18 protein-coding genes are annotated in these 25,631 nt (G+C 69.0%); 11 read left to right on the forward strand and 7 right to left on the reverse strand.

Features of this window, described 5'->3' with window-relative positions; genetic code table 11:
- Window positions 1–10 precede the first annotated feature (10 nt).
- From BJ964_RS31675 to BJ964_RS31685, 3 genes are all read right to left on the reverse strand, one after another.
- A complete protein-coding gene (locus tag BJ964_RS31675) occupies window positions 11–1,825 on the reverse strand; it encodes a hypothetical protein (RefSeq protein ID WP_188124102.1) in 1,815 nt (604 codons plus the stop codon).
- 146 nt (window positions 1,826–1,971) lie between these two features.
- On the reverse strand, window positions 1,972–3,945 hold the full coding sequence (locus BJ964_RS31680; RefSeq protein WP_188124103.1) for an ATP-binding protein: 1,974 nt from the start codon (window positions 3,943–3,945) through the stop codon (window positions 1,972–1,974).
- Entirely contained in the window at window positions 3,942–4,634 is a 693-nt protein-coding gene (locus BJ964_RS31685; RefSeq protein ID WP_188124104.1) for a hypothetical protein, read from the reverse strand. Before BJ964_RS31685 ends, BJ964_RS31680 begins: the two co-directional genes overlap by 4 nt.
- Before the next feature lie 220 nt (window positions 4,635–4,854).
- Between BJ964_RS31685 and BJ964_RS49245 the strand changes: the two genes are divergently transcribed.
- From BJ964_RS49245 to BJ964_RS31700, 3 genes are read left to right on the forward strand one after another with little or no spacing between them, the layout of a single operon-like run.
- Window positions 4,855–5,892 carry an endonuclease domain-containing protein gene (locus BJ964_RS49245; protein WP_188124105.1) on the forward strand — a complete coding sequence of 346 codons (1,038 nt, stop codon included), beginning with the start codon at window positions 4,855–4,857 and terminating at the stop codon, window positions 5,890–5,892.
- Window positions 5,885–6,550 (forward strand): hypothetical protein, encoded by a 666-nt coding sequence (locus BJ964_RS31695; RefSeq protein WP_188124106.1) that lies wholly within the window; start codon window positions 5,885–5,887, stop codon window positions 6,548–6,550. The genes BJ964_RS49245 and BJ964_RS31695 overlap by 8 nt, the downstream gene beginning before the upstream one ends.
- Window positions 6,550–9,690, forward strand: coding sequence for a helicase HerA domain-containing protein (locus BJ964_RS31700; RefSeq protein WP_307838061.1), 3,141 nt, complete (start codon window positions 6,550–6,552; stop codon window positions 9,688–9,690). The genes BJ964_RS31695 and BJ964_RS31700 overlap by 1 nt, the downstream gene beginning before the upstream one ends.
- Window positions 9,691–9,794: 104 nt before the next feature.
- On the opposite strand, the gene BJ964_RS31705 is transcribed toward BJ964_RS31700, so the two are convergent.
- Complete coding sequence (locus tag BJ964_RS31705) at window positions 9,795–10,286, reverse strand: hypothetical protein (RefSeq protein ID WP_188124107.1); 492 nt, start codon at window positions 10,284–10,286, stop codon at window positions 9,795–9,797.
- A gap of 33 nt (window positions 10,287–10,319) precedes the next feature.
- Complete coding sequence (locus BJ964_RS31710; protein ID WP_188124108.1) at window positions 10,320–10,559, reverse strand: hypothetical protein; 240 nt, start codon at window positions 10,557–10,559, stop codon at window positions 10,320–10,322.
- A 319-nt stretch (window positions 10,560–10,878) separates the two neighbouring features.
- Here BJ964_RS31710 and BJ964_RS31715 point away from each other — a divergent pair, with 319 nt between their 5' ends.
- Genes BJ964_RS31715 through BJ964_RS31735 form a run of 5 tightly spaced genes read left to right on the forward strand, consistent with a single transcriptional unit; the run spans window position 10,879 to window position 15,300 of the window.
- Window positions 10,879–13,128 (forward strand): sensor histidine kinase, encoded by a 2,250-nt coding sequence (locus BJ964_RS31715; RefSeq protein ID WP_229807184.1) that lies wholly within the window; start codon window positions 10,879–10,881, stop codon window positions 13,126–13,128.
- Window positions 13,129–13,158: 30 nt separating this feature from the next.
- Complete coding sequence (locus BJ964_RS31720; protein ID WP_188124109.1) at window positions 13,159–13,584, forward strand: roadblock/LC7 domain-containing protein; 426 nt, start codon at window positions 13,159–13,161, stop codon at window positions 13,582–13,584.
- On the forward strand, window positions 13,581–13,937 hold the full coding sequence (locus BJ964_RS31725) for a DUF742 domain-containing protein (RefSeq protein ID WP_188124110.1): 357 nt from the start codon (window positions 13,581–13,583) through the stop codon (window positions 13,935–13,937). The genes BJ964_RS31720 and BJ964_RS31725 overlap by 4 nt, the downstream gene beginning before the upstream one ends.
- Window positions 13,921–14,496 (forward strand): GTP-binding protein, encoded by a 576-nt coding sequence (locus BJ964_RS31730; RefSeq protein WP_229807183.1) that lies wholly within the window; start codon window positions 13,921–13,923, stop codon window positions 14,494–14,496. Before BJ964_RS31725 ends, BJ964_RS31730 begins: the two co-directional genes overlap by 17 nt.
- 51 nt (window positions 14,497–14,547) lie before the next feature.
- The gene (locus BJ964_RS31735) at window positions 14,548–15,300 is read left to right on the forward strand and encodes a hypothetical protein (protein ID WP_188124111.1); all 753 of its coding nucleotides are present in this window, start codon (window positions 14,548–14,550) and stop codon (window positions 15,298–15,300) included.
- Between the two features lie 48 nt (window positions 15,301–15,348).
- Here BJ964_RS31735 and BJ964_RS31740 read toward each other — a convergent pair whose 3' ends face one another.
- The gene (locus BJ964_RS31740) at window positions 15,349–19,530 is read right to left on the reverse strand and encodes a tetratricopeptide repeat protein (RefSeq protein WP_223149643.1); all 4,182 of its coding nucleotides are present in this window, start codon (window positions 19,528–19,530) and stop codon (window positions 15,349–15,351) included.
- A 158-nt stretch (window positions 19,531–19,688) separates the two neighbouring features.
- Between BJ964_RS31740 and BJ964_RS31745 the strand changes: the two genes are divergently transcribed.
- Both BJ964_RS31745 and BJ964_RS31750 read left to right on the forward strand, forming a co-directional pair.
- Complete coding sequence (locus BJ964_RS31745) at window positions 19,689–20,510, forward strand: SAM-dependent methyltransferase (protein ID WP_188124112.1); 822 nt, start codon at window positions 19,689–19,691, stop codon at window positions 20,508–20,510.
- Window positions 20,511–20,546: 36 nt separating this feature from the next.
- Complete coding sequence (locus tag BJ964_RS31750) at window positions 20,547–21,566, forward strand: phosphatidylinositol-specific phospholipase C (protein WP_188124113.1); 1,020 nt, start codon at window positions 20,547–20,549, stop codon at window positions 21,564–21,566.
- Window positions 21,567–21,578: 12 nt separating this feature from the next.
- Here BJ964_RS31750 and BJ964_RS31755 read toward each other — a convergent pair whose 3' ends face one another.
- The gene (locus BJ964_RS31755) at window positions 21,579–24,740 is read right to left on the reverse strand and encodes a BTAD domain-containing putative transcriptional regulator (protein ID WP_188124114.1); all 3,162 of its coding nucleotides are present in this window, start codon (window positions 24,738–24,740) and stop codon (window positions 21,579–21,581) included.
- Between the two features lie 122 nt (window positions 24,741–24,862).
- Here BJ964_RS31755 and BJ964_RS31760 point away from each other — a divergent pair, with 122 nt between their 5' ends.
- Window positions 24,863–25,507 (forward strand): DUF998 domain-containing protein, encoded by a 645-nt coding sequence (locus tag BJ964_RS31760; protein WP_203832931.1) that lies wholly within the window; start codon window positions 24,863–24,865, stop codon window positions 25,505–25,507.
- The last annotated feature ends 124 nt before the right edge of the window (window positions 25,508–25,631 follow it).

The raw sequence follows: 25,631 nt of genomic DNA on the forward strand, positions 1-25,631 counted from the left end.
CCCAGAGGATCTAGGGACCGGTCCGATGGCTCGCGGACCGTGAGTAGGCGCTTGGGCGTGGGCGGTTTCCGATGATCCGGCCGACCAGGAGATAGCGGTCCACCGCGGCTCCAGGCGGGCGGTGGACAGCAACCCAGACACATTCGCTCAGGTGGGGCGCGCCTGCCGGATGCGGTGTCAGATCGAGAACCAGCAGCATGCCGAGGGCCGCGCTGGTTCCTGAGTAGTCGGCGGCCTGTGCGAGGTAAGAGCGTTCCATCGCAGCAGGTGAATTGTTTCGAAGCTCCCGTTTGACCTCGATGAAGAAGCGAGTGGCGCCGAATCCCACCTTGATGTCGGCGCGGCCGGTGGCCACGTTCGGCACTTCGACGTCGACGTGACCGGCGAGTGGGCCCCGGCGAAGCCAGTCGGCGAAGTCGTCCTGCAGGCGTGCCTCCCGCGGCGGGGTCAACGCAGGGAACAGGTAGTCAACCGCTGCCGATCGTTGCAGGTCCTGTCGGGTGGCCATGAACGCGACCGCGTCGGCGACCACCGCGTCGAAAGACTGCCGGACCGATCCGATGTAGTCGGCGCATGGCTGAAGGCGGGCAGTCACCCTTTCCAGAATTCCGGCGATGACCGGATCGCGGAGGTTCCCGCGCTGTACGAGAGCGTTGTAGGCCAGACCCTCCACCAGTTGGAGCGAGTCGTCGTCGAGTCGGTGGGCGAGCCGCTCGGCCGCGGGCAGACCCAGCTCGGCCACCACGGACGGCGCCAGCGTGACGACTCGCGCACCGTTACCGTCGGGCGGAGGCTCCGGAACGGTGTCGAGGTTCTGAACGAGCTCGCGAAGCCGGTGGACCCGGCCGCCGTCATCCTCCGCGGCGACCCGCAACTGGACGATTAGCGTCTCCCTGCCGCGCAGTGACGACCCCACCACCGGCCGGACGATGCGGGACAGCCCGTCCGGATCGACCGATCCAGGCACCGGAATCACGGCACGGTCCAGGACGTACGCGTCCGCCAGCGCGTCGATCATCGGCCAGGCGTCGAGCCAGGCGGGCCGGGTCGCGGCGTCCAGTGCCCGGCCGAGGATCGCCACCAGCCGCGCCCAGGCGAAACCGGCCTCGGCGCGCGGGCGGCGCCAGGCCGGGACATGTGCCCGGTGGAGACCGTCGGCCCGACGGTCGAGGTGTCGTCGAATCGCCTGGTCCGCGGCTCGGAGCGCGAGCTGGTCGCCGCGCCGGAAGGCCATCACGGCGTCGATGCCGGCACCGTACAGGGCCGCATCTCCACTCGACTCTTCGGCGGCCTCGGCGTGGGCGAAGTTTCTCCGCGCCGCCACCAGCTGTGCGGCCGGGTCCTCAGTGCCGGCGGTGGCTGCCACGCGGACCTGGTGGAGGCCGATTTCGAAGGCTGCGTCGGCGGAGGTAGCCGGATCAGCTAGCAGATCGGCCAGGGTGCTCAGCAGCGACTCGCTGACGGAACGCTCCGTGCCCCACATGTCGAGGGCCGCGCCGAGCAGCCGCGGCATTCGGTCCAAGTAGTCCGTATCGAGCTCGCCGAGATCGTTCGGGGTCAGCATTATCACCGTCCGCAGGACATCGCCGTGCCCTCCGAGTGCCAGTCGCAGCGCGCCCTCGGCGATGGCCGCAGCGACCAATGGCCGCGCCGTCGGTACGCCGGCCAGAAAGGCCCGGTGCAGGCTGATGCCGTACGGCTCGACGAAGGAGGCCGACGCCAGCAGTTCGTCGGTCGCGTCCAGTAGAGCCAGTGCACTCGTTTGCGCGGAGAGCCCACGAAGGAGGGCGGTGACCTCGTCAGGACCGGCCAACTGGCGGGTCACCGCGGCGCAGAGCAGGGGTGCGAGGGGACCAGCGGCGCACCGTTCGATTTCCGCGGCGGCCGGCTTGGTGAGGCGTCTGACCAGGTCGGCCAGCGATGGCGGCTCGTCGGTAGAGGCCAGCAGCAGCCGGTCGAGCTCTCCCAGAGCTACCACAACGGCTGACCTGGGCCGGGCGGCGAGATGATCGTCGAGGCCTGTAGCGTGCGGCCGACCAGCTCCTGATCCGCCGTCGTGACCAGGATCTGGAGGCCGGGCGTCGCCGTGCAGAGCTGCTCCAGCGCGACCAGCAGGGCGGCGGCGTTGTCGTCCTGCACCTCCTCCGACCGAGGACTGTCGATGAGCAGCAGGCCGGGATGGGTGGCCACCCCGTGGCGGTGGCCGATCCGGAGTAGCGCGACCACCACTGCGATTCGGAGCCGAAGTCGTTCACCCGGCGACTGCCTCGTGAACCATTCGCGGGGACCACCGGTCTTGAAGACCTGGAGTCGCCCAGCTCGATCGGCGACGATCCGGTCTAGGTTGCGGAAACCGAAATCGCGGGCGAGTCCGGCGATGTCGGCGTTGAGTTCCTCAAAGAGGGTGTCGCTGGCCGCAGTCTGAAGTTCGGTCAGCTCGGCTGTCGCCGCGGCAAGCACCGTCCGATTGTCATCATGAGGCCGCTCTCCCGGCATCGGCAGTGAGTCCCAGGCGCTGACCGTTCCCTCTAGCCGAGCCACCCGGTCGATCAGCGCGCGCCGATCCTGCTCGGTCTGGCCGGCTCGCGTCGCGGTCAGCGCCTGCTCGGCGGTGGCCAAGGCGCGGCGGCACTCCTCGGCGTATGCGGCCAGCTTGTCCCGGTGGGTACGGGCCAGCTTCTCGGCCTCCTGGCTGGCTGCCAACCGCCATTGGGCCTCCTGCTCGGCGGCCTCGGTCTCGGCCGGATCGGCTGCGGGCCGGCCGGCCGGTTCGGTGCACACCGCGCAGATGGCCGCTGCCCGTTCCGCCGCCCGGCGCGCGGGGCTGATCGGGCCCTCGCAGCGCGGGCACACTTCGGGATCGAGGGCGTGGAAGAACAGCCGGGCCGACTCGTGCTCGCGTAGGTCGGCGAGGTGTCGCGCGTCGGAGAGCCGCTGCCAGCGGAGGAGCTCGTAGTTTTCGCGCGCCTCGCGAAGCGAGCTCTCGGCGGACACGGCCGTGGTGGTGAGGTCCGAGATCTCGGTCAGCAGCGACGCCGCGCCGACCGTCTCGCCGAGGGCGGTGAGTTCGTCTCGGGCCGCAGCGAGCCGACGTTCCGCGTCGGCCCGCTGCTCCGAGAGGAGGGCACGCATCCGTGCCGAGTCGGCGTCGGCAGCCCGGTCGGCCTCCTCGAGTTGGTCGCGCGCGGTCTTGAGCCGGGTCAGCAGCGCGGCTCCCGGCAGGTCGAGGAACACCTGCAGGAGCCGCCCGGGCAGTCCGCCGGTGACCACGTCGCCCAGCAGCGCTGGGTCGCCGCCGGGCGGCAGGTAGAGCGCGCCGAAGTAGGCGGGCCAGCCGAACGTGGTTCGCCCGGAGGAGTTGCGGGTGGACGAGGCCTCCAGCCGCTCGAGGTTCAACAGCTCCATCATCAGCTTCGCGACCATGGCGGCGAACGCGTCCGGGTCGGTGGTGTGGGCGAGCTCCACGACGGCGGGGCCGTCCCCTGCCTTGTCCGCCCGCGCCAGGCTGTCCTGGTCCGGGGCCGAGATGATCCGGCCTTGGACGAGTCGCCCGTGTTGAAGGAGCAGGCGGAAGCCGAGCAGGCGCCCGGCCACCGTCACGTCGCAGTCGAGTCGGCTCAGCCAGCCGCGGACCACACCCTGCAGGTTGGCCCGCGGCGAGCCGCGCAGGCACCAGGTGATCAGCTCGAGCACGCTGGTCTTGCCCCGCAGGTTGTCGGCGGCGAGCACGGTGAGCCCGGCGCCGAACCGCAGCACCCGGTCGAACGGGCCGACCGGGTCGACCGATCGGTTACCCACGATGCGGAGTCTGTGCAGCTGAACCGGCCGGGGTAGGGCGCCCGACAGGATCAGGGAGAAATCGTTCTCATCGAAGACACGCTCCACCACCGGCACCGGCACTCCGGCCCGGCGGGCGATGCGGGTGGCGAGTTCTTCGGGACTCATGCGGCGGACGCCGGCGTTTGCCGCTTCTGATCGTGCAGGCGCCAGCGCTCCTGTACCCGCGGCGCTATCGTCGCGATCGGGTCGCCGATCACCGCGTCGCGGTACTCGTCCTGCCGGTACTGCCGTTCCTTGAGCTTGCTGCCGCGATAGCCGGCGGCCAGGCGCGCGACCAACTGGGTGCGCTCAACGAAATAGGCGAACGCCGGGGCGTCGAGCAGGATCCGGTCAGCGGCCGCCCGTCCAGCCTGGGTGAGGTAGTAGTCGTGCCGCAGGACGCGGCCACCGGCGGAGCCCCGCTTGCGCCGGACGACCAGATGGGCGCTGCGGAGCACCGCCAGCGCGTCATCCAACGGCTCGTACGCCCCGAAGAGGAACCGGGTCATCGGGTAGCGGCGCACCTCCGGCTCGTCGGAAGTGAGGATGCCTCCGGCAAGTTCGAGGAACTCGGCGTCGCCACCCTGCTCGTACTCGTTGAGCAGCTCGTCGGCGAGGAAGTCGGGATTGCGGACCCAGAAGTCGAGCTTCTGTAGCAGCACCTGGCTCTCCAGGACCGCCACCGCGTCGGACAGGGCCGGATCAGCGGGCTGCGACGAGATCGGCTCGGCCGCCGTAGAAATGATCAGGAGAATCCGTACGGCGTCCTGGCTGCGGCTGGTGGCACGCATTCCGCCGACCGTTGTGGGAGACACGGCTCGCATTCTAGAAACGTCACAGCCCGGCTGGCTAGGGCATACCGATTGCCCCGATTGTCGGCAGTGTCGCCGCCACTATCAGAAGCTCGGGAGCTGTTGCGGCCTGACCTATGGTGATCCTTTCGCGACTGCGGTTGAACTCGACAAGCTGAATCACCTTGTCTCGATCTTCAATTAGCCCACAGAATTTATGGACTTGTGAGCCGAGGGACATGGTGTGGCGCAAGCCTGGACGGATCTTCCTATTGATCAACCGATCGTCGTTGAGGGATCGAGCGTCGGTGCGCTGGCGCTCTCCGTGGAACCGCTTCCGCCGGAGGCGCCTGCGGTCATCACGTACGAGGCTGTCGCGCCGACCCGAGCCATCGACCTGATCGACGACCTGCTGGAACGCTTGGACCTCGTTGCCCGCGAGTTGTACCCGGCCTGGCTGCCGGCCGCCGACCTGATTCGCGAGCCGTCGGGTGCCGGGGTGATGGCCGTGCGGTCGATTGCTCTACGCCACGCTCACGACGGCGGCCATTACGGGCCGTTCCTCGCTGACCTGGCCGAGCGGGCGTTGCATGGCGTCGCAGCAGGTGGCCGCTTCACCCGGGAAGTCAAGGCGGCCGAACTGGCCAAGGTCATCCCGCGCTGTTTCGACCGCCACCGCGTCGCCATCCTGGTATCCGTACCGGACGGGATGTCGCCGGAGGACGAACGCACCCTCGTCTCGGCCGCACGCTGGCTTGCCGACATCGGTAGGTTTGGGATCTGGCTCGCCGGCACGGCCCTCGACTCGATCGACGACATCGTGCGCGTCCGATTCCGCCCACAGGCCGCCGGTGCCGCGGAGCCCGAAACCCACCGGAGTCCTCTGAGCAACACCATCGGGTACCCCGCGATCGCCGGGCGGCCGCATCCGGCCAGCATGGCCGAACAGTCGCTCGAGGCCGCGCTGTCCGGCGTGGACTGGGCCGCTGGGCGTGAATGGAACCAGATCTATCAGGCGCATCCGCTGACCAATCCGATCCGCGTCGACCTCCTCTGGCGGGACGAGCGTTGTGTCGTCGAGATCGACGGCGCGGAGCATCGCGAGCCGGAGCGATTCGCCGCCGACCGGCAGCGCGACGTACAACTCCAACTGGCCGGATATGCGGTTCTCCGGTTCACCAATACGCAGGTCGTTCAGCATCGCGACCTCGTCATGTCCCAACTTCGGCAATTCCTTGACTGTCGTCGGGCCGAACACCGCGAAAGGGCGATTCATGAGTGACCTGAAGCTGTCGTTGCCGCAACGAGCGTTGCTGCTGATTCTGATGGCGGAAAACGCCGAGCTATCCAACAATGAGATCGCGGAGAAGTACGCGCCCGGCTTGCGATTGACCGGTAAGCCCAAGGAGAAGCTCGTCGACGCGAAGTTGATCGAATGCCGCAGGGGTCCGAAGGGCCTTCTCTTCTTCAGCCTGGCCGACGGGGGCTGGAGGTGGGGCCGTGAGGAGCTGGCGCGGGAAGCGCCGCAGGGCTCCGGGTCAGCCGGGCAGGCCCTGTACGCCGTCCTTCACCGGCTCGAGGAGTATCTCGACCGGACCGGTCGCAGCTTGGCCCAGGTCTTCGGTGACCAGCCCGAGGAGAAGGGCAACCCGGCGCCAGTCGAGGCCAGGCCGGCCGCGGATGAGATCGAGAAGCGGATTCGCCGTGCATACCGCGAGCTGGCGAACCCGGTCGGTTCGTGGGTCGGTCTCGCGGATCTGCGCGAGGGGCTGACCGGTCTCGCAAAGGCCGATGTCGACGGCGTGCTGCGGTTGATGGCGCGGATGTCGGGGGTCCTCGTCGAGGAGGAGACCAACCAGAAGAGCCTGCAAACCCGGGACCGCGACGCCGCGGTTGTCATCGGCAGTCGTGCTCATCACGTTCTGGCGATCGAGGAATGATGCCGGACGGGCTGAAGGCACTCACCGGCCTGCACATCAACGTGACACCGACCGCGGACGACGTCTGGCGGCGTTCCGAATTTCACGTCGACACACTGAACGGCGACGTGGCCGCCTCGATTCTGGACGCGATCGAGGACGCTCGTAGCAGCGATGCCGGTAGCCCGGTCGGGGTCGTCGTGCAGGGCCAGCGGGGCACTGGCAAGACTCATCTGCTGGGCTGGGTGCGCGAGCAGGTACAAAGCCAGGACGGCTACTTCTTCCTGCTCTCTCTGCTGGACGGCACACGCTTCTGGCACAGCCTCGCGCACGCGATGCTCAACGGGCTGACTCGCCGAGTTGATGGGCAGGAGACCCAGGCGCAGGTGTTCATGCGCCGGCTCACCCTGCTGACCGGGGTTCCTTTCGCGGAACGGCAGGAACTCATCGGCGCCGCGCCACTGGGCCGGCCGGCCGTAGAGGCGCTGTTGGAGGCGATCCACCGGCACGCGCCGGACGTGGCCATGGAGTGCCGGTACACAATACGAGCGCTGGCCGTCTACAACGCGGGCGACTTCCGGGCGAAGGAGGTGGGCAGCAACTTCCTGCAGTCGGGTGAGGAGTGCGAGCCGGGCGAACGCACACCGTGGGGCTTGCCCCGCGAAGTACACCCGCCGGAGAAGGTCGTCGGCGAACTGTCCTGGCTGCTGTCGCTGACCGGCCCATCGGTGATCGCCGTGGACCAGATCGACGGCCTGCTGGCATCCAACGTCAAGGCGATGCAGGCCGGACAGAGCGCGGACCTGTCGGATTCTTTGCAGCTCGATCAGGTCGCCAATGGCCTGATGGATGTGCGGGAACGGACCCGAAAGACCCTCACCGTGATCGCCGCCCAGCACGCGACGTGGGAGGTGATCAAGAAGTTCGCGATCGCGGCGGTCCAGGACCGGTTCGTCGCGCGGCAGCACCTTGGCTCGCTGCCCAGCGCCAAGGTAGGCCGGGAGTTGGTCGCACGGCGTCTGAAGCCGCACTACGACGCGAGTGGGTTCGTCCCGCCGTATCCGACCTGGCCGATCCAGGAGCAGGCGTTCGACGACGCGGTGAACTTCAAACCGCGTGAGCTCCTCCAGATCGTCGACGGCCACATCCGCGCTTGCGTCAACGACGGTGCAGTCCGCGAGCTGACCGAACTCCAGACCTCAGGCGCCGCCGTCGAGGAGACGCCGATCGTCATCGTCCGGCCGCCCGACTCCGAGCTGATCGCGATCGACCGGCGATTCGAGGAGCTCAAGGCGTCTGCGGTCATCGACGGTGTCCTCAGCACGGCGGCCGAGGACACCGAACTGCCCGGCCTGCTCTCGGCCGGCCTGCAGGCGTGGATCGCCGAACGCGGTGACGCCGGTCGCCACTTCGAACAGGACCCGCCGCCGAGCACGAAACCGGCGCTGCACGCCCGGCTGCGCCGCACCGTCGACGAGGAGACAGAGGTCCAGGAGCACTGGGGCTTCCGGGCGATCGCGCCCGACCACCACGGCAATGCCGTACTCAACCGGATTCGCTCGGGCTGCACCGAGGCGGGGCTGGCTCATGGCGTACCCAATCGGCGGTTGTACTTTCTTCGGAATGCCGAGTGGCCGACGAGCGCCAAGAACCGCGAGGCGGTGGAATACTTCGAACGGGCCGGCGGGCGTCGTCTGACCGTGAACGACGAGGATCTGCGCATTCTGTGGGCGCTACGGGATCTGCTCGCGAAGGCGTCGCCGGACCTGCCGGCCTGGCTGATGGCGCGGCAGCCGACGGGGAAGATCACCTTTCTGCGGGAAGCGCTGGCTGACGCCGCGGTCGGCCTGTCGGCACCCGGGCCCGCCGCGCCCGAGCCGTCGCCGACGACCCCAATGCGGCCGGAGCCCGTGACGCACGGACCCGCCATCTCGCTCGGCGTTGCCTTCGACACCGCGGACACGGTGAGGGTAGAACTCGAGGCCCTGCGCAAGCACACCGCGATCTTCGCCGGTTCCGGTTCCGGCAAGACGGTTCTGCTGCGCCGCATCATCGAGGAGTGCGCCCTCCAGGGCGTCTCCACGATCGTGCTGGATCCCAACAACGACCTCGCCCGGCTCGGCGACCCCTGGCCCGAGCCGCCTACCGCTTGGCGCCCCGGCGACGCCGAGAAGGCCCAGGACTACCTGGATAACACCGATGTGGTGATCTACACACCGCGCCGGGCTGCCGGGCGGCCGATCACCTTCCAGCCGCTGCCCGATTTCCGGCAACTCATCGACGACCCCGACGAGTTCGACGCTGCCGTGGACGCCGCGCTCGCTGCGCTCGCCCCGCGAGCCAAGGTGGACGGGCGCACCGCCAAGGCCGAGACCGGCCGGGCCGTACTCAAGGAAGCGCTCGTCTACTACGCCCAGCGGCACCGGGAGACATCGCTGCGTGGCTTCATCGGCATGCTCGACGATCTGCCGGACGCCGCCAGCAGATTCGGGGCCGACGCCATCAAGATTGCTGCCGATCTCGGCCGGTCGCTGACCGCCGCGACCGTCATCGATCCGCTTTTCGGCGGGGTAGGGCAGCCGGTGGACCCGGGTGAGTTGCTGACGCCCGAGAACGGCAAACGGGCCCGGGTCTCGGTGATCAGCCTGATCGGGCTGCCCGACGATGGGCAGAAGCAGAGTTTCGTCAATCAGCTCCAGATGGCGCTTTTCGCCTGGATCAAGCGCAATCCGGCGGGGGACAGGCCGCTGGGCGGCCTGTTCGTGATGGACGAGGCGCAGACGTTCGCCCCGTCCGGCGCGATGACCGCCTGCACCGGGAGCACGCTGTCGCTCGCCTCTCAGGCTCGCAAGTACGGCCTCGGCCTGATCTTTGCGACCCAGTCGCCGAAGGGACTGCACAACAACATCCCGGGTAACGCCGCCACGCAGTTCTTCGGGCTGCTCAACGCGCCAGTCCAGATCGAGGCCGCACGAGAGGTGGCCCGGGCCAAGGGCGGCGACCTGCCCGGAATATCCCAGCTGCGCGGTGGCGAGTTCTACGTGGCGGTGGAGGGCTCCTCTTTCAGCAAGATACGTACGTCACTGTGCCTGAGCCACCATCCCAAGAGCCCGCTGACCCAAGAGGAGGTCATCCGGTACGCCCAAGGTGAGCCCGAGTGAGCGGTGACGCCTCAGCGTCGGCATCGTCCCGATCAGCAGACGGGTGACGAGGATTCCGCCGCCAGCGGGGCGTGTCCGCCTCGGTCAACCGCCGGCCTTCTCGGTCAATCGGGAGGTGACGAGCCGGGTGACCCGTTCGGCGGCGGCCGGCGCGGTCTTGAAACCGCTGCCCGACCAGGCGGCAGCCACCACGACGTCCGGCATTCCTGGCATCCTGCCCAGGACAGGGGGCCGTCCGGGTGGTACAGGTCGGTGCCGTACCGTCCGCCGAGGCATGCGGCGTCGGCCAGCCACGGCAGCCGTTGCCCGGCCTGGTCGCGGATGTGGTCCTGCTGTTCTCGGGTCAGCCGGGTGCCGCCGTCGACGGTGTCGTCCCACTCCGGCACGGCACCCCCGTGAGGAAGCCCGCCGGCGTGCTCGCCGTCGGCCTGGGGCCGGCCCCAGGTGCCGGTAACCAGGTCCACGACAGCGGGACAGCGCGGGTGCCGGTCGGTGAAGAAGCCGTATCGGATGCGGCGGGTGCGGGTGGCCGGGAAACTGGGAAGCAGGGCCGGGGTGTGGCAGCCGGCGGCGACCACGACAACCTGGGCCGCCACCGCACCGAACCCGATAGTGAGCGCTAACAACAATTAGGCGGAGGTACGCCGCCCCGCGAACCGCCACAGCAGGAGGACGGCCGCGGTCACCTCGACCAGGCCGCCCAGTTGTGGGTCCTGCACCACGGCACCGGATGTGGGGGCGGCGCCCGTCGTCTGGTCGTCGTCGACGTACGACATCCGGACCGCCGCGGCCCCCGGCGCCGCGACCTCGTCGGCGTGCGCGGCCGAAGCCAGGCACGCCTGGGTGAGGGAGGGGGCGGCGAGGATCATCAGCGCCCCCTCACATCAATCGCATCCCTCGGAATGTGCACGCTAACAGACCTCCGTGGCCGTGCGTAGGTTGCGGCCGATGATCTCCGGGTGAGGGGCTGGCCGATCGTGGACGGTGGGACTGTCCGATAGTTGCAGCGTCAGAAAATTCATACGTCCGGCTATTGACCATGGCAGCTGCAAAACCGATTCTGTTTCGGCGGACGACGGTGAGTGATCCTTACCGGACCGCGTCATCCCCTCTCCCCATAGCACCCTCCGGGTGCCACAGATCCGAATGTGTGAACGAGCACAGAAGGCCGAAAGAGGAGCTGATCGCGTGTCCGCGACGACCGTGCCGCCACCGCGCCGCACCGGTGGCACGATCCGGGGCCGCATCGCGCGAACCCTGGCTCTGCCGGTGGCCGTCATTCTCGCGCTGATCGGCGTGATCGCGTCCGGCGAGATCGACGACTATCGGGCCGCCGCCCAGACCGGCCGCGCGGTCACCCTCGACCTCGAGGTGTTCGACCTGGTGGACAAGCTGCAGACCGAACGCGGCCTGGCAGCCGGCCTCCTCGGCGGCGCCACGCAGTTCCGCTCCCAGCTCGCCGCGGCCCGCCAGGCGGTCGATCAGCAGCGCTCCGTCGTCGACGACCTGACCGACGGCGGCGGCGAGATCGAGGACCGGGTCGCGGCGGCGGTCGCCGGCCTCGACGGCCTCACCCAGGTCCGGGCCGCTAGCGACACCGGGACCGGCACCGCGGCCGACACGGCCGGCTTCTACACCGCCGTGATCGCCCGGATGAACACCATCGACTTCGGCCTCGACACCGTCGACGACAACGAGCTGCGCCGCAACTACGCCACCATCAGCATGTTCGGCGTGGCCAAGGAGTCCGCCGCCCAGGAACGCATGCTGCTGCACGGCGTCTTCTCCGCCGGGCGGTTCGGCCCCGGCGAGTTCGTTCAGTTCGTCTCGGCGAAATCGGCCCGCGACTCCGCGATCCTGGCCTTCAACCAGTACGGCAACCCGCAGGCCGTACAGGCACAGAACCTGGTCCTGGGCACCGACGCAGGCAAACAGGTCGTCGCGATGGAGAACCTCGCGCTGGCGGCGGCCGACGGCCGTACCCTGCGGGCCGATCCCGACGTCTACTGGCAGGCGTCCGGCATCGTCCTGCAGACCATCCTCCAGGCCAGTCAGGCCATGGGCGGCATCGCCCAGGCAAACGCCACCAAGATCAAAGACGAGGCGACGGTACGGCTGGCCGCACTCGTCGCGGCCATGGCCCTGTGCGTCCTCGGCGCGATCCTGCTGGCCATCGTGGCCTCCCGCATCCTGGCCCGGCCACTGGCCGCCCTGGCAGAGGAGGCCGGCCGGATCAGCGAGTCACTGCCCGAAGCGGTCGACCGCGCCGCCGCCGGCGACCACGACATCCGTCCCCCTCCGGTCCGGGTGTACCGCGGCGCCAGCATCGAGGTCCACCAGGTCGCCGAGGCATTCGAACAGGTCCAGGACACCGCCTACACACTGGCCACCGCCCAGGCCCGGCTCCGCCTGGCCACCACCCGCTCGCTGGCCAACCTCGGCCACCGCAACCAGAACCTGCTGCGCCGCCAACTCGGCTTCATCACCAAACTGGAGAGCGAGGAGCCCACCCCCACCGGCCTGGCCAACCTGTTCGAACTCGACCACCTGGCCACCCGCATGCGCCGCAACGCCGAAAGCCTGCTCGTACTGGTCGACGCCTCCGACCCCCGCCACTGGTCCGAACCCATGCCGATCGGCGACATCGTCCGCGCCGCGGTCAGCGAGGTCGAGGAATACCGCCGGGTGACCCTGCGGCGGGTCGACGACGTGCTGATCAACGGCTCGACGGTCGACGCCGTCGTGCACATGCTCGCCGAACTCGTCGAGAACGGCCTGGTGTTCTCCCCACCCGACGCCGACGTGGAGGTCCAGGGCCGGATGATCGGCGACAGCTACCTCATCGCCATCATCGACTCCGGGATCGGCATGAACGCCGCCGACCTGGAACAGGCCAACCAGCGACTGCGCGGCGAAGGCGACTTCATCACCGCGCCGACCCGCTACCTCGGCCACTTCGTGGTCGGCCGCCTCGCCACCCAGACCGGTGTCCAGGTCCAGCTCACCCCGTCACCGGTCACCGGCGTCACGGCCCGGCTCACGCTACCGGCCGCGCTCCTCGCCGAACGTAAACCTGTCTCCGTACCCCCTGCACCGCCACCGCCACCCGCGGCAAAGCTGCGGCCTTCGGCACCGCCGCAACCACCGCATTCGGAGATGGCCCCACTGCGATCCGACGCCATCGAGTACGTGGTGATGCACCGCCCCACGATCGAACTCGGCTCCCGCGAATCGCAGCCGGAACGAACCGATCGCACCCCCAACGGCCTGCGCCGGCGCCCGCCGAAGAAGCAGACCCCCGCCCCGAAACCGCAACCGGTGGACATCCCCCCGCAACCGGCGGTCATCACCGACTCGCCGGAGGCCGTCCACGACCGGCTCTCCGCCTTCCGCGCCGGCGTGCTGCGCGCCGAAGCCGACCACGGCGTACGGTCCTGAACCGCCCGACAACCGCAACGGGGATCAACCATGAGCATCGACGCAACCGCTGACCGCCACCAGTTCAACTGGCTCCTCGGCCACTTCGTCCAACAGACCGACGGGGTACGCGACGCGATCGCCGTCTCCTCCGACGGCCTGCTGATCGCCTCCTCGGACGGGCTGAACCGGGCCGAGGCCGACCAACTCGCCGCCATCGTGTCCAGCCTGGCGAGCCTCGCCCGCAGCGCCTCCCGCCGGTACGACTTCGACGGCCTCAAACTCATCATGATCGAGATGAGGCGCGGCTACCTGGTCGTCTCCCAGATCACCGGCGGCAGCATCCTCGGCGTGGTGGCCGGCAGCGAATGCGCGCTGGGCCTGATCGGCTACGAGATCACCGCACTCGCCGAACGGTTCGGCACCCTGCTGACCCCCGCGCTGATCGCCGAGTCACGACAGCACCTGCCACGATGACCGATCAGAGATGGCCGCGCCCGGGCCATCGGGACCCACTGGTACGCCCGTTCATGCTCACCGGCGGCCGAACCCAGCCGGTGCACGACGGCCTGCGCGTCGAGACCCAACTGCTCGCCACCCCGGCCGCGCTCTCCGCGCCGCTGCGGTTCGAGTCCCGCCGGATCGTCGAACTCTGCCAGCGCCCACACTCGCTGGCCGACCTCTCGGCGGCCCTCGCCGCCCCCCTCGGCGTGCTCCGGGTCATCGTCGGCGACCTGCTCACCGAAGGCCATCTGCACATCGAGGAACAACCCGACGTCCTCTCCATCAGCCTGATCGAAAGGATCCGGGACCGTGTCCGTGCTCTCTGAGACAGCGGCGCCACCGATCGCCGTGAAGATCGTGATCAGCGGCGGTTTCGGGGTGGGCAAGACGACCTTCATCGGCGCCATCTCCGAGATCGAGCCCCTGATCACCGAAGCCGCCCTGACCGAACGCTCGGTCGGCATCGACGACACGTCAGCCGTCTCCGGCAAGACCACCACCACCGTGGCACTCGACTTCGGCCGGATCACCCTCGACGACGCCCTGCTGCTCTACCTGTTCGGCACCCCCGGCCAGGACCGGTTCGCCTTCCTCTGGGACGACCTGGTCGACGGGGCACTCGGCGCGATCGTCCTGGTCGACACCCGCCGCATCGAGGACTCGTTCCCCGCGATCGAATACTTCGAGGACAACGGCACCCCGTTCATCGTCGCGGTGAACCAGTTCGACGGCGGCCTGCGCTTCCACCTGTCCGAGGTCCGCGACGCCCTGGGCATCGCCGCCGACGTCCCGATCGTCGAATGCGACGCCCGGACCCGGATCTCGGTGCGCGACACGCTGCTCGCCCTGACCGGAGAAATCCTGATCCGGCGAGCCGCCGCCTGACGGCATCGCTATAGTGCTCGCCGATCACGATCGGCGACAGAAATGAGTGACATGCGGACACGACCGGTGGTCATCGCCCAGTGCACGCTGGCAGCGGTGCTCGTTCTCGGCGGGTGCTCCTCCGCACCGGGCGCCGTGGCCACCACCGGCCCGAGCCCGGTCGTCACGATCCCCGCCGACCCGGCGGCGGCTCTCGCCGCCGCGAGCAGCAGACTCGGCACCCAGTCCGCCCGGTTCACCATCTCGTACGGTGAGGGCGAACCCTTCGGGTCGAAGCAGAGCGGCGTGGTCGACCCGGCGACCGGACGGTGGGAGCTCACCAGCGACAGCTACGTGATCCGCCGCATCGACGGCGACGTCTACGTGAAGCTGACCAAAGTGCCCGCGACGCTGCCCGAGAAGGTTTACACGAAGGCCATCGGTAAGTGGATTCACCAGCGCGTTCCGCACGGCGCCGAGTACTCACGCACTTTCAACAAGGACTTTCCCTGGTACACAGGGCGTTCGGTGGCCAGTGGCACCGACATTGTGAAGGCCGGCGACCGCTCGTACCGCGGCAGGATCAGTTTCGACGAGTCGATCCGGCCGAGCGCCGACACGCCGCAAGCGGCCGACTTCGTCGTCGAACTCGACGGTGAAGGCCGCATCACCCGTATGAGCCTCGTCGCCCCCGATGCGAAGGTGTCACCCACCGACCTGACGTACACGTACACCGATTTCGGGTTGCCGGTCGACGTCTCCGCACCACCGCCCGGTGAGGTGATCGAGATGCTCCTCCCGCTCCCCGCGATGGGCATCGTCTGATCGGGCGGATCGCTCGCCGGCGCACCGATGAACCGGCCTGATGGTGGATCATCGCTCCGGATTACGACTCTGATGAATCAGGTCACCGAGGGTTTTGAACATGCTCGTTGCCCCGATCTTCTCGGCGGCCGCCAGGCTGTCCTCCAGGACGGATCTCGCCTGCTCGTGATCGCCGGTCGCCAGAAGGAGTTGTCCCAGAACGCTGCCGACCACCGCGATGCCGTCATGTTTTTGAAGGTGGCAGAGGGAAAGAAACGACTCCATGATCCGAGGTAATGCGTCCTCGTAGTTCTCCCGCGCCAAGTCGATTTGAGCTAGCCCCCACTTGGCGGCCGCAACGCCCTCAAGATCACCCAACTGCTCGCAGACACGAAGCCGCTTGGTATGCAGGGCGGCTGCTTCGTCGAAATCACCACGTTCATAGAGGATGTCGGCGATGTTGCCCCAGGTGATTGCGGTCGATCGGGTGTCGCCGAGTCGTTCGTAGACGGGCAGTTGCATTTCGCGGCGGATCCGGAGGGCTTCGTCGTAGTCGCCTCGCTGGTAGAGGATGTCGGCGATACTGCCCCAGGTGATTGCGGTCGATCGGGTGTCGCCGAGTCGTTCGTAGACGGGCAGTTGCATTTCGCGGCGGATGCGTAGCGTCTCGTCGTAGTCGCCCCGTTGGTGGAGGATGTCGGCGATGTTGCCCCAGGTGATCGCGACCTTGCGGGTGTCGCCGAGTCGTTCGTAGACGGGCAGTTGCATTTCGCGGCGGATCCGGAGGGCTTCGTCGTAGTCGCCTCGCTGGTAGAGGATGTTGGCGATGCCACCCCAGGTGATTGCGGTCGATCGGGTGTCGCCGAGTCGTTCGTAGACGGGCAGTTCGACTTCGCGGCGGATCCGGAGGGCTTCGTCGTAGTCGCCCCGTTGGTAGAGGATGTCGGCTATTTGGCCCCAGGTGACCGCGGTCGATCGGGTGTCGCCGAGTCGTTCGTAGACGGGCAGTTCGACTTCGCGGCGGATGCGCAGCGTCTCGTCGTAGTCGCCCCGTTGGTAGAGGATGTCGGCGATACTGCCCCAGGTGATCGCGACCTCGCGGGTGTCGCCGAGTTGCTCGAACACCGGCAGTTCGACTTCGCGGCGGATGCGCAGCGTCTCGTCGTAGTCGCCCCGTTGGTAGAGGATGTCGGCTATCTTGCCCCAGGCGACCGCGGTCGCCCGGGTTTCGCTGAGTCGCTCGAATACCGGTAGTTGCATTTCGCGGCGGATCCGGAGGGCTTCGTCGTAGTCGCCCCGTTGGTAGAGGATGTCGGCGACCTGGCCCCAGGTGACCGCGGTCGATAGAGCGTCGCCGAGTCGTTCGTAGACGGGCAGTTCGACCTCGCGGCGGATGCGCAGAGCCTCGTCGTAGTCGCCACGCTGGTAGATGATGTCGGCGATCCTTCCCTGGCAGATGGCGGCTTCACGTTCGGAGCCGGCGGAACTGAACAGCTGGTGGGCTTGCTGGAGCAGTTGTTCAGCCTGCTGTACTTCCCCACGATTGAGCAGAAAGGTGGCGTGCTCAGCGGTGACACGCGCCCGCTCGCGGGGATCGGTCTGGTCGGGGCCGTCAGCTTGCGTCTGCCGACTTGCCCGGCTGTACAAATGCTCAGCGGTGTCGCCGTCCCCACTGATCCGCGCAGCGTCGGCGACCCGCCGGAGCAGGAACGAAGGCACCGGCACTCGATGCCGGTCGAGCAGGCCGATCGCCTCCTGGCCGAGCCGGAACGCGCCGACAGCTGGACCGGACCGCAACGCTTCTACGGCACCGGTAGCGCAGTGGGCGACAATTCCAGGGGTATCGGCGCGCAGAGCGATCAGAGTCAGTTGCAGCTCCGATCCGAGATCCCGGTTGCTCTCCGCGGCCCCGCCCCAGGCGGCATACAGCGGCTCGGCGACCACCTGGGCCAGTTCGGTGATCTCGGTGTCATCGAGTGGATCGACACGCCCGGCGGCCAGCGCGTTGACGGCCAACGCCGGCCGCCGCGAGTCGTAGCCGTCGGGAAAGACGTCGAGCAGACCCAACCCCACCAGCCGCTTGGTCGACCCACCGGCACGCTCGGCCAGCACGGCGGCCACCGGCTCCGGCACCGGTAGTTCGAACAGGGTCAGATCCCGCAGCAACGTACGATGCTCCGCGCCGGCCTGCTCGATCAGCGTGTCCAGCGCCAGGTTCTCAAGGAAGACGCGCAGTTCGGCCTCGGACGGCAACCGGCCCTGCTGCAGATACGCCTCCATCCCGGCGACCGCCGCCTCAGCCCGCCCCGCATCGACCTGTTCGCTGTAGACCAGCCGCAGACCGATGAGGTCCTGCAGACCCGGATTGCCGCGGCTGACCGTCATCGCCCGCTCGGCGAGCCCGTCCCGCTCCTGCCGCCGCTCGGCAGAGACGTCCACCTGCTGCCGGTGCAGCAGCTTGCGCTGGGCGACCGCGGACAGCGGCCGCAGCGGCACCTGCTCCAGTCGACCCTCCAGACCACCGAGGGTGAACTGGAACCGGCTCGTCACCAGCAGACGGCTGTCGGTCAAGCCCGGATCGAACGCCCGCAACACGCCCGCCAGCACCCCGGCCACCCGCGGATCGACCCGATGCGGACCGTTCGGATCCAGCTCCAGAACCTGCTCGAGGTCGTCGATGACCAGCAGCAGCGGCCGATGCCCACGTCCCGCCTGCGCGCACGGCCCGCTCAGCAGGTCGAGCAACAGCTGTTCCAGCGCCTCCGGACGGTCACGCACCTGAGCCCGGCGTTGCTCGATCAGATCGCGGGCGTCCTTGTCGGCGCGGACCGCATCATCGACCACATCGAGGATCGCCGCGGCGCTGTAGTCACCGAACACCACCGCCGGCACCAACTGCGGGCACCGGTCCGCGATCCGCGCCGCCAGGCTGGACTTCCCGAGCCGTCCCTGCCCGTGCAGCAGCACCCCCGCCTTGTCCTGCCCACGCAGAACCCGCAACGTGCGCTGCAACTCGGGGCGCCGGCCGACGAACATGGACGGCGCCGCGACCGGCACATGCTGCTTGCGGTCCAGAAAGACCTTCGTTCCGTGTACGGCCGACACCCGCGACCGCCGCTCCGTTCCGGTGACCACCGGTCCACCACCGGCCGGACCGATCCAGAGCCGGGCCAGATGCCAGTCCGCGCGCATCGCCCGGTCGTCGGAGTTCAACAGGGCCCGGCGGGCATCACCGACGGCCAGCGCGAGATCCGCCCGGTTGCTCAACTGCTGATACAGCACCTCAGCGAACGCGGTCGCCGCCTGGTCACCGACCGAACCGTCCCAGCCCAGCACCGCCGGGAACCCCGCCGCCACCAGCGCCGTCGCCATCGAATGGGCAAGCATCGGGTCCGGCCCGCCGTCGGTCGTACCGGAGCGCCGCCCGGCCCCACCGGCCAGATGTCCGGGCGCTCCCGCCGCCGCATCGGTGAGGCACGCCGACACGAACAACAACCGTGGCACCGACGACGCGAACAGGCGTACCAGATCAGCGGCCGTGGTCGGCAGTTCGTCGCCGACCTCGTCCTCCATCATCAGCACCGGCTCGCCGAGCCGGCCCGCCTTCGTCACGAACTTGTTCACCCCGTGGCAGGACAGGTGCACCACCGGCATCCCACCCAGATCGGCGAGCCGTCGCCCCAACTCGACGGGGTTACCGGTGTCCTCCACCACGAGATCGACCCGGGTGTCGTCGACAGCCGCGAGGATCGCCGCCTCCTCGGCCTCGAAGTCCAGCTCGTGCTGTCGCCGGGGCGACGACGCCATGAACGCCAGACCCAACCGGAACCCGTCAGGCTCCGGAACCGCCGCGGACCGCCCGAGCCGCCGCACCACACAGAACCGCTCCACCGCGTCGGCGGCCAGGAAACCGCCGCCCGGACGAGCCAGCAACTCGAACGGCGCCCGCAGCAACGTCCACTCCCGATCCACCGGCGACCGCGGCCCCCGCACCTCGAACGTGACCGGCGCCGAAATCCGCTCCAGCAGCGCCGACAGCTGCCCCTCGGCGCCGTTCAGCCACTTCCACAGCTCCCGGCCCAACGCCAGGAACACGTCGTCGCCGGCCTGCGACTGCACGGCCCGCAGATACCGCACCCCGAGATCGGACAGCTGAACCTCATCGGTTTCGGTCAGCTCCCGGCGCGGCCCCACCCGCTCACCGCCGGCCACGATCTCGAACCCGGAACCGTCGACCACCACACCGGTCACCACCAGCCACCTCCTGCCCGTCACTGACGGACAAGACCACCGGATCCACTGAATCAGGCGGCTGAGAGGGTGCCCGCCCTGCTCCGACAGATCCGGATGGTGGTCGTAAGGTTCCTGGCATCCATCGATGTTTGTGCCGGATGCGGAAGGAACACGCAATGACGGAGATCGCGGCCACCCCAGGACCCGACGGTCCTCCGCAGATCAACACGAACGTGCCGCACTCGGCACGGGTCTGGAACTACCTGCTCGGCGGCAAGGACAACTTCGCGGTGGATCGTGAGGCGGCCGACCACGCCGTCAGGCTGATGCCCGAACTCGTGCTGTCGGCTCGGGCGAACCGGCAGTTCCTCGGCAGGGCCGTGCGGTTCCTGGCCGGCGAGGGGCAGATCCGTCAGTTCCTGGACATCGGCACGGGGCTGCCCACGGCCGACAACACCCACGAGGTGGCCCAGTCGGTCGCTCCCGGGGCGCGCATCGTCTATGTCGACAACGACCCGCTGGTGCTGGTCCACGCCCGAGCGTTGCTGACCAGCAGCCCTCAGGGCGCCACGAACTACATCGAGGCCGACGTCCGTGATCCGCGGGCCATCGTGGAAGCCGCCGCCGGCACGCTGGACTTCACGCGGCCGACCGCCGTCGTGCTGTCCGGCATCATCAACTTCGTTGTCGGCGACGCCGAGGCCCACGCGGTGGTCGATCAGCTCGTCGACGCGGTGCCGTCCGGCAGCTACCTGCTGATCTCCCATCCGACCACGGTGGTCAACGGGCCGGCCGTCGAGGAGTCGATGCGGCAGTGGAACGAGAGCGGGGCCGCTCCGATCAGGACCCGGGGCATCGAGGAGATCCGCGGGTTCTTCGCCGGACTCGATCTGCTGGACCCCGGCGTCGTCACCTGCACCGCATGGCGGCCGGACCCGCGACACCCCGGCATCACCGAGGTCGTGTCGGAGTTCGTCGGGGTGGGGCGCAAGCCATGAGCGCGTCACCGTCGGTCATCGACAAGAATGATTGATATGAAACGTGCTTTCGCCGTCGCTGTCTGCGTTCTCGCCTCCCTTCTCGTCGCGCCGCAACCCGTCCTCGCCGCCGACGCCTCCTACCGAACGCTCAGCGCAGCCGACAACCCCGACTGGATGGCGCCGTTGGCCGGCTCGACAAGCCTGGCCGCGCTCTCCGTCCCCGGCACCCACGAGACCATGTCGACGCACGGCGGTGCCCTGACCCAGACACAGGAGGACTTCGGCGACAGCGGCGGCACACTCGCGCGCCAGTTGACCGCCGGCATCCGGATGATCGACATCCGGGCGCGGGTCAACACCGGCAACACGTTCACCATTCATCACGGGGCGGCCTACCAGAACGCCAACTTCGACGACGTCCTCAGCCGGCTCGGCACCTTCCTCGCCCAGCATCCCGGCGAGACCGTGGTGATGCGTCTCAAGCAGGAATGCACCGGCCAGCTCGGCTCGTGCACCGACGTGTCAGGCCAGAAGAGCTTCGCCGACATCTTCGACACCTACACCGCCCGCTACTCGGCCCTGTTCTGGCAGCCGTCGGTGACCCGCGGGGCCGGCGCCCCGACACCGTCACTCGGCACGGTCCGCGGCCGTGTCGTCCTTGCCGTCCTGCACGGACCGTACGGCGGCCCGATCGGGAACTACGGTCTCACGCAGTTCTCCGGCTGGGACGACGCCTCCTCGACATACGTGCAGGACGAGTACAACGTGCCCAACGTGGGAGCCATCGCGACCAAACGCGACCAGGTACGCCGGTTCCTCGACATCACCAGCGCCGGCGACCCGGGCACGATGTACGTGAACTTTGCCAGCGGCTCCAGCGTGTTCGCCCAGCCACAGCAGGTGGCCGGAGGCGCGTTCGGGGTCCAGGGCGTCAACCCGTTCCTGCTCACCTATCTGAACGAGGGCCCCGAGGTGCACACTCCGGTCGTCCGGACCGGCATGCTGATGCTGGACTTCCCCGGCAGCGGCCTGATCAGCAAAGTCATCTCGCTCAACACCGTCCAGCAGAGGTGAGCAGACCCTGCCCTACTGTGCTCCACGAGTGCCCGCCTCGTACGCGGCGGCGAATTCCTTCTCGCCCAGCGCGGCCTTTCCCCGGCGGGTGAGTTCGCAGATCTGCGGGTCGGTGCGGTCGTGCGCGCCGCGCTGGCGGGCGGCGGCGCCGAGGAGCGCGGCCGATCGGTGTGGTTGTCCCTGCCGGTCGGCCGCCGCGGCCATCTGCACCGTCACCCGGGCCAGGACCGGTAGCTCCCGCGTCGCCAGGGCGGCCGCGTGTGCCGCTGCCAGCGCCTCGTCCGCGCCGGGAAGGTCGTCCAGCACCAGGAGGAGTGCCGCCCGGGTGCCGCACACGAGCGCGCGGGCGTGATCGGCAGGGAACGCGGTGACGTGGCGCAGGCCTCGTTCGGCGGCATCGAGCAGATCACGCGCACGGTCCAGGTCGCCCGTCCTCACCCGCAGAGCCGCCTCGTGCGCGTCGATGAGGACCAGCATTTCCGCCGAGGAGGCGCGCACCGCGCGTACCCTTGCGGCGTCGAGCATGATGATCGCCCGGCTGGTGTCGCCGCGGCGCAGGTGCAGGTCGATCCAGTTCAGATCCCGGTAGAACTGGTCGCCGAGGCCGAGGGCACCGAATTTGTCCGCCAGTATCCGGGCCTCGTTCAGGTCGGTCAGGGCGCCGTCGACGTCGTCGTATCGGCGCAGCGTCGCGCGCATCGGTAGCACCGCGGCCGTGGCCCATTGGTCGCCGACGCGGTGGAAGTGGTCCAGCGCCGCCTCGACGTGATGGCGCATCCGGTCGAGTGCGCCCTCGTTCTCGGCGATCTCCGCCTGGAACATGTGCGCAAGTCCGGCCGACCACCGGTCGTCGCCGTCGGCGAGACGCTCGAAGGTCGCGAGCGCGGCCCGCTCGTCCTGGAGGAACAGCAGGATCGCGCCGAGCATGCGGAAGTGGTCCGGTAGGTGCGGGTGGGCGAGCAGCCGGTCGGTCAGTTCCCGCATCTCCGTCCGGTCTGCGATCGCATCCGGTGTGGAGATCCCGGATGTGATGTCCGCTCGGTTGAGCAGATAGGCGGCACGCGCGCAATCGCGTGCGGGTGCCGGCACCTCACCGGGCACCGCCAGCGCCTCGCTCAGCCAGTGCACGGCGTCAGCGTGGCGGCCACGCATCTGCCAGTACCAGGTGAGATGGAGGGCGAGAGCGATCGCACCGGTGACGTCGCCGGTGGCGCACAGGTGATGAAGGGCGGCGAGCGTGTTGTCGTACTCGGCGTCGACGGTCCGGACGGCATCCAGTTGGCCGGGCCCGCGCAACCGGGGATCCTGCTCGGTCATCAGCGCGGCGAAGTAGGCCGCGGCCAGATCACGAGCCGAGCCGAGGGCGCCGGCCTCGGCCAGGCGCTCACTGCCGTATCCCCTGATGGTTTCCAGCATGCGATAACGGCCGGTGACCGGATCGAGGTGGAGCAGCGACCGGTCGACGAGTGCGGCGAGCAGGTCCGGGACGTCGGCGATGTCCTTGCACACCGCGGTGGCGGATCTGACAGTGATGCCGCCGGGCAGGACGGCGATACGTTCCGCGACGGCACGTTCGCCGGTGTCGAGCAGGTCCCAGCTCCAGGCGATCACCGCGCGCAGAGTGCGGTGCCGCGCAGGTGCGGTACGGCTGCCCGTGCCGAGTATGCGGAACCGGTCAGCGAGCCCGTCCGCCAGGTCGGGCAGCGACAGCGTCCGCAGCCGGGCGGCAGCCAGCTCCAACGCGAGGGGCATTCCGTCGAGGCCACGCACGAGACGCACGACGAAAGGCAGCGTTGTCTCGTCGACAGCAAAACCTGGGCGTACGGCAGCGGCGCGCGCGGTGAACAGGCGCACCGATGCGGTGTCCCGCGCCTCATCGGCGCTGGTGTCCGGGCCGGGCAACTCGAGCGGAGCCAGCGGGACGAGCCCCTCGCCGTCGACCGTGAGGGGCTCGCGGCTGGTGGCGAGCACCCGCAGGCCGGAGCAGCGTGGCAGCAACGACGAGATCAGGTGCGCCACGGTGTCGATCAGATGCTCGCAGTTGTCCAGCAGCAACAGGGTCTCCCTGCCGCTGAGTTCGGCGAGCAGGACGCCGAAGTCGTCGTTGTCGGCCCGCTTGAGCAGGCCGCCGGTCCGCGGGCCGATGGCGGCGAGTACGGCCGTGGTGACCTCGGCGGGGTCGGTGACGGCCGCGAGGTCGACCAGCCGGACCCCGTCGTGGTACTCGTGACGGAGACGGTGAGCGGCTTCCAGCGCGAGACGGGTCTTTCCGGCGCCGCCCGGTCCGACCACGGTGGCCAGCCGGCCGGTGGTGAGCAGTGCGGAAATCCGGGCAAGGTCGTCGTCGCGGCCGATGAAGCTGGTCAGGGGCGTGGGCAGGTCGGCATCTGAGCCCCCTGGCACGGGTAGGTCGTTTACTATCGCACCGGTCGCCGGCCGAGGAGGCTCGGGGCGTAACAGGCGTAGATGGCGTTCACGCAGAGCGGTGCCGGGATCGGCGCCGAGGACGTCGGCCAGCGTCTCGCGGACCCGCTCGTAGACGGCAAGGGCCTCCGCCTGTCGCCCCAGAACGGCGAGAGCGTCCATCAACAAGGCGGCCGCGCGTTCATGCCCCGGATGTTCCCCCAGCAGCCCGGACAGCCGGGCAGCCGCGGCCTCGGCCCGTCCGGAGGACAGCTCGGCGTCGGCGAGGTCGGCAACCACTTCGACCGACGTCTGCGCCAGGCGGGTCGCGACGGTGGGCGCAACCGCGGCGATGGCCGCGGGTTCGACGCCGGGACGGTCACCCCACAGAGCCACCGCCTCGGACAATGCCGGCTCCTGGCCGTTCGCGGCCAGTTCCTCGAACCGTACGGCGTCGACGTCGGACGTCTCCACAGCCAGCCGGTATCCACCGGCGACCTGCACCACCACCGCGGGATCCGGAGCGTCCGGGGTGAGCGCACGACGCAATCGGGAGACGAGTCGCTGGAGTGCGTGCGCGGGGTCGGAGGGCGGTTCCTCGCCCCAGATCGCGTCGATCAGCACAGCCGGTGTGACGGGCCGGCCGCCGGCAAGGGCCAGCCGTACGAGCAGGTTCTGCAAGCGGGTTCCGGAGATGGCCAGGACGGTGTCACCACAGGAGACCCGGAAGACGCCGAGCAGCGTGACCTGTAGCCGTGCGCCGCCGTCCATCCCCAGATCTTCCCGTGCTCTCCCGTCCGATCCGGCGGCGGGGGCGGTGTCCGCGCGGTGTGCGCCACATGTCAGCACTGCGCCGCAAGCTCAGGCCGCCGAATCACCACAGGAGGAAAGTTGTGAACGACATCAGGCAGCGCCCGGCGTCCGCGTTGGCATTCATGGCCAGCGGAATCATCTACTTCACCGGCGAGTTCATCGCCGCCGCGGCGTGGACCGACCCGCCCTACAGCTATACCCACCACTTCATCAGCAACCTCGGAGTCCACGGGCCGCTCACCGCGTTCGGGCAGTACATGTACTCCCCGCTGGCTTCACTGATGAACATCGGACTGGTGCTGACCGGCCTGGCCGTGCTGACCGCCGTCACCATGCTGAAAGGCCTGCCGGGTGGACGCCGCGCGGCGACGGTCATCACGGCGGCCGTACTGGCGATCGGCATGATCCTGGTGGGGCTGTTCCCGGGAGACGGCGGCACCGGCGGGACCGACTACCACGGAATCGGCGCCATCCTGGCATTCCTCTCCGGCAACGTGCTCGTCATCCTGCTCGGCCGGGCGCATCAGCCGCTCGGAACATCGTCCGGGCTGGGCCGCCTCCTGACCGTCGCCGGGGCGCTCGGCCTGCTCTCGCTGGTGATCTTCGGGATCATCCTCGCCTCGGGTGCAGGCGTGCTCATCGGCCTGTCCGAACGCGGGATCATCTATCCGTTCCTGATCGGCTTCGTCCTCCTGGGTGCGGCATTCCGCAGACGCCGGGCATAGAGACTCATCGGTACGCTGCCCGGTCCGGACGTCGCGCGGCCATGGTCGCACGGGTTGCCGGTGCCGGAACAGGCCGCGACGGTGGGTGGGACCCGGCGGTTCCGCCGTTTTTCTGACATGGGCC

It is taken from the genome of Actinoplanes lobatus (assembly GCF_014205215.1).
GTDB lineage: Bacteria > Actinomycetota > Actinomycetes > Mycobacteriales > Micromonosporaceae > Actinoplanes > Actinoplanes lobatus.

What these genes read in the sequence shown, in the direction of transcription:
- BJ964_RS31680 (WP_188124103.1), bottom strand. Translation starts at nt 3,945, where the DNA reads ATGAGTCCCGAAGAACTCGCCACCCGCATCGCCCGCCGGGCCGGAGTG.
- BJ964_RS31745 (WP_188124112.1), top strand. Translation starts at nt 19,689, where the DNA reads ATGACGGAGATCGCGGCCACCCCAGGACCCGACGGTCCTCCGCAGATC.
- BJ964_RS31755 (WP_188124114.1), bottom strand. Translation starts at nt 24,740, where the DNA reads ATGGACGGCGGCGCACGGCTACAGGTCACGCTGCTCGGCGTCTTCCGG.
- BJ964_RS31750 (WP_188124113.1), top strand. Translation starts at nt 20,547, where the DNA reads ATGAAACGTGCTTTCGCCGTCGCTGTCTGCGTTCTCGCCTCCCTTCTC.
- BJ964_RS31695 (WP_188124106.1), top strand. Translation starts at nt 5,885, where the DNA reads ATGAGTGACCTGAAGCTGTCGTTGCCGCAACGAGCGTTGCTGCTGATT.
- BJ964_RS31700 (WP_307838061.1), top strand. Translation starts at nt 6,550, where the DNA reads ATGCCGGACGGGCTGAAGGCACTCACCGGCCTGCACATCAACGTGACA.
- BJ964_RS31735 (WP_188124111.1), top strand. Translation starts at nt 14,548, where the DNA reads ATGCGGACACGACCGGTGGTCATCGCCCAGTGCACGCTGGCAGCGGTG.
- BJ964_RS31725 (WP_188124110.1), top strand. Translation starts at nt 13,581, where the DNA reads ATGACCGATCAGAGATGGCCGCGCCCGGGCCATCGGGACCCACTGGTA.
- BJ964_RS31720 (WP_188124109.1), top strand. Translation starts at nt 13,159, where the DNA reads ATGAGCATCGACGCAACCGCTGACCGCCACCAGTTCAACTGGCTCCTC.
- BJ964_RS31710 (WP_188124108.1), bottom strand. Translation starts at nt 10,559, where the DNA reads ATGATCCTCGCCGCCCCCTCCCTCACCCAGGCGTGCCTGGCTTCGGCC.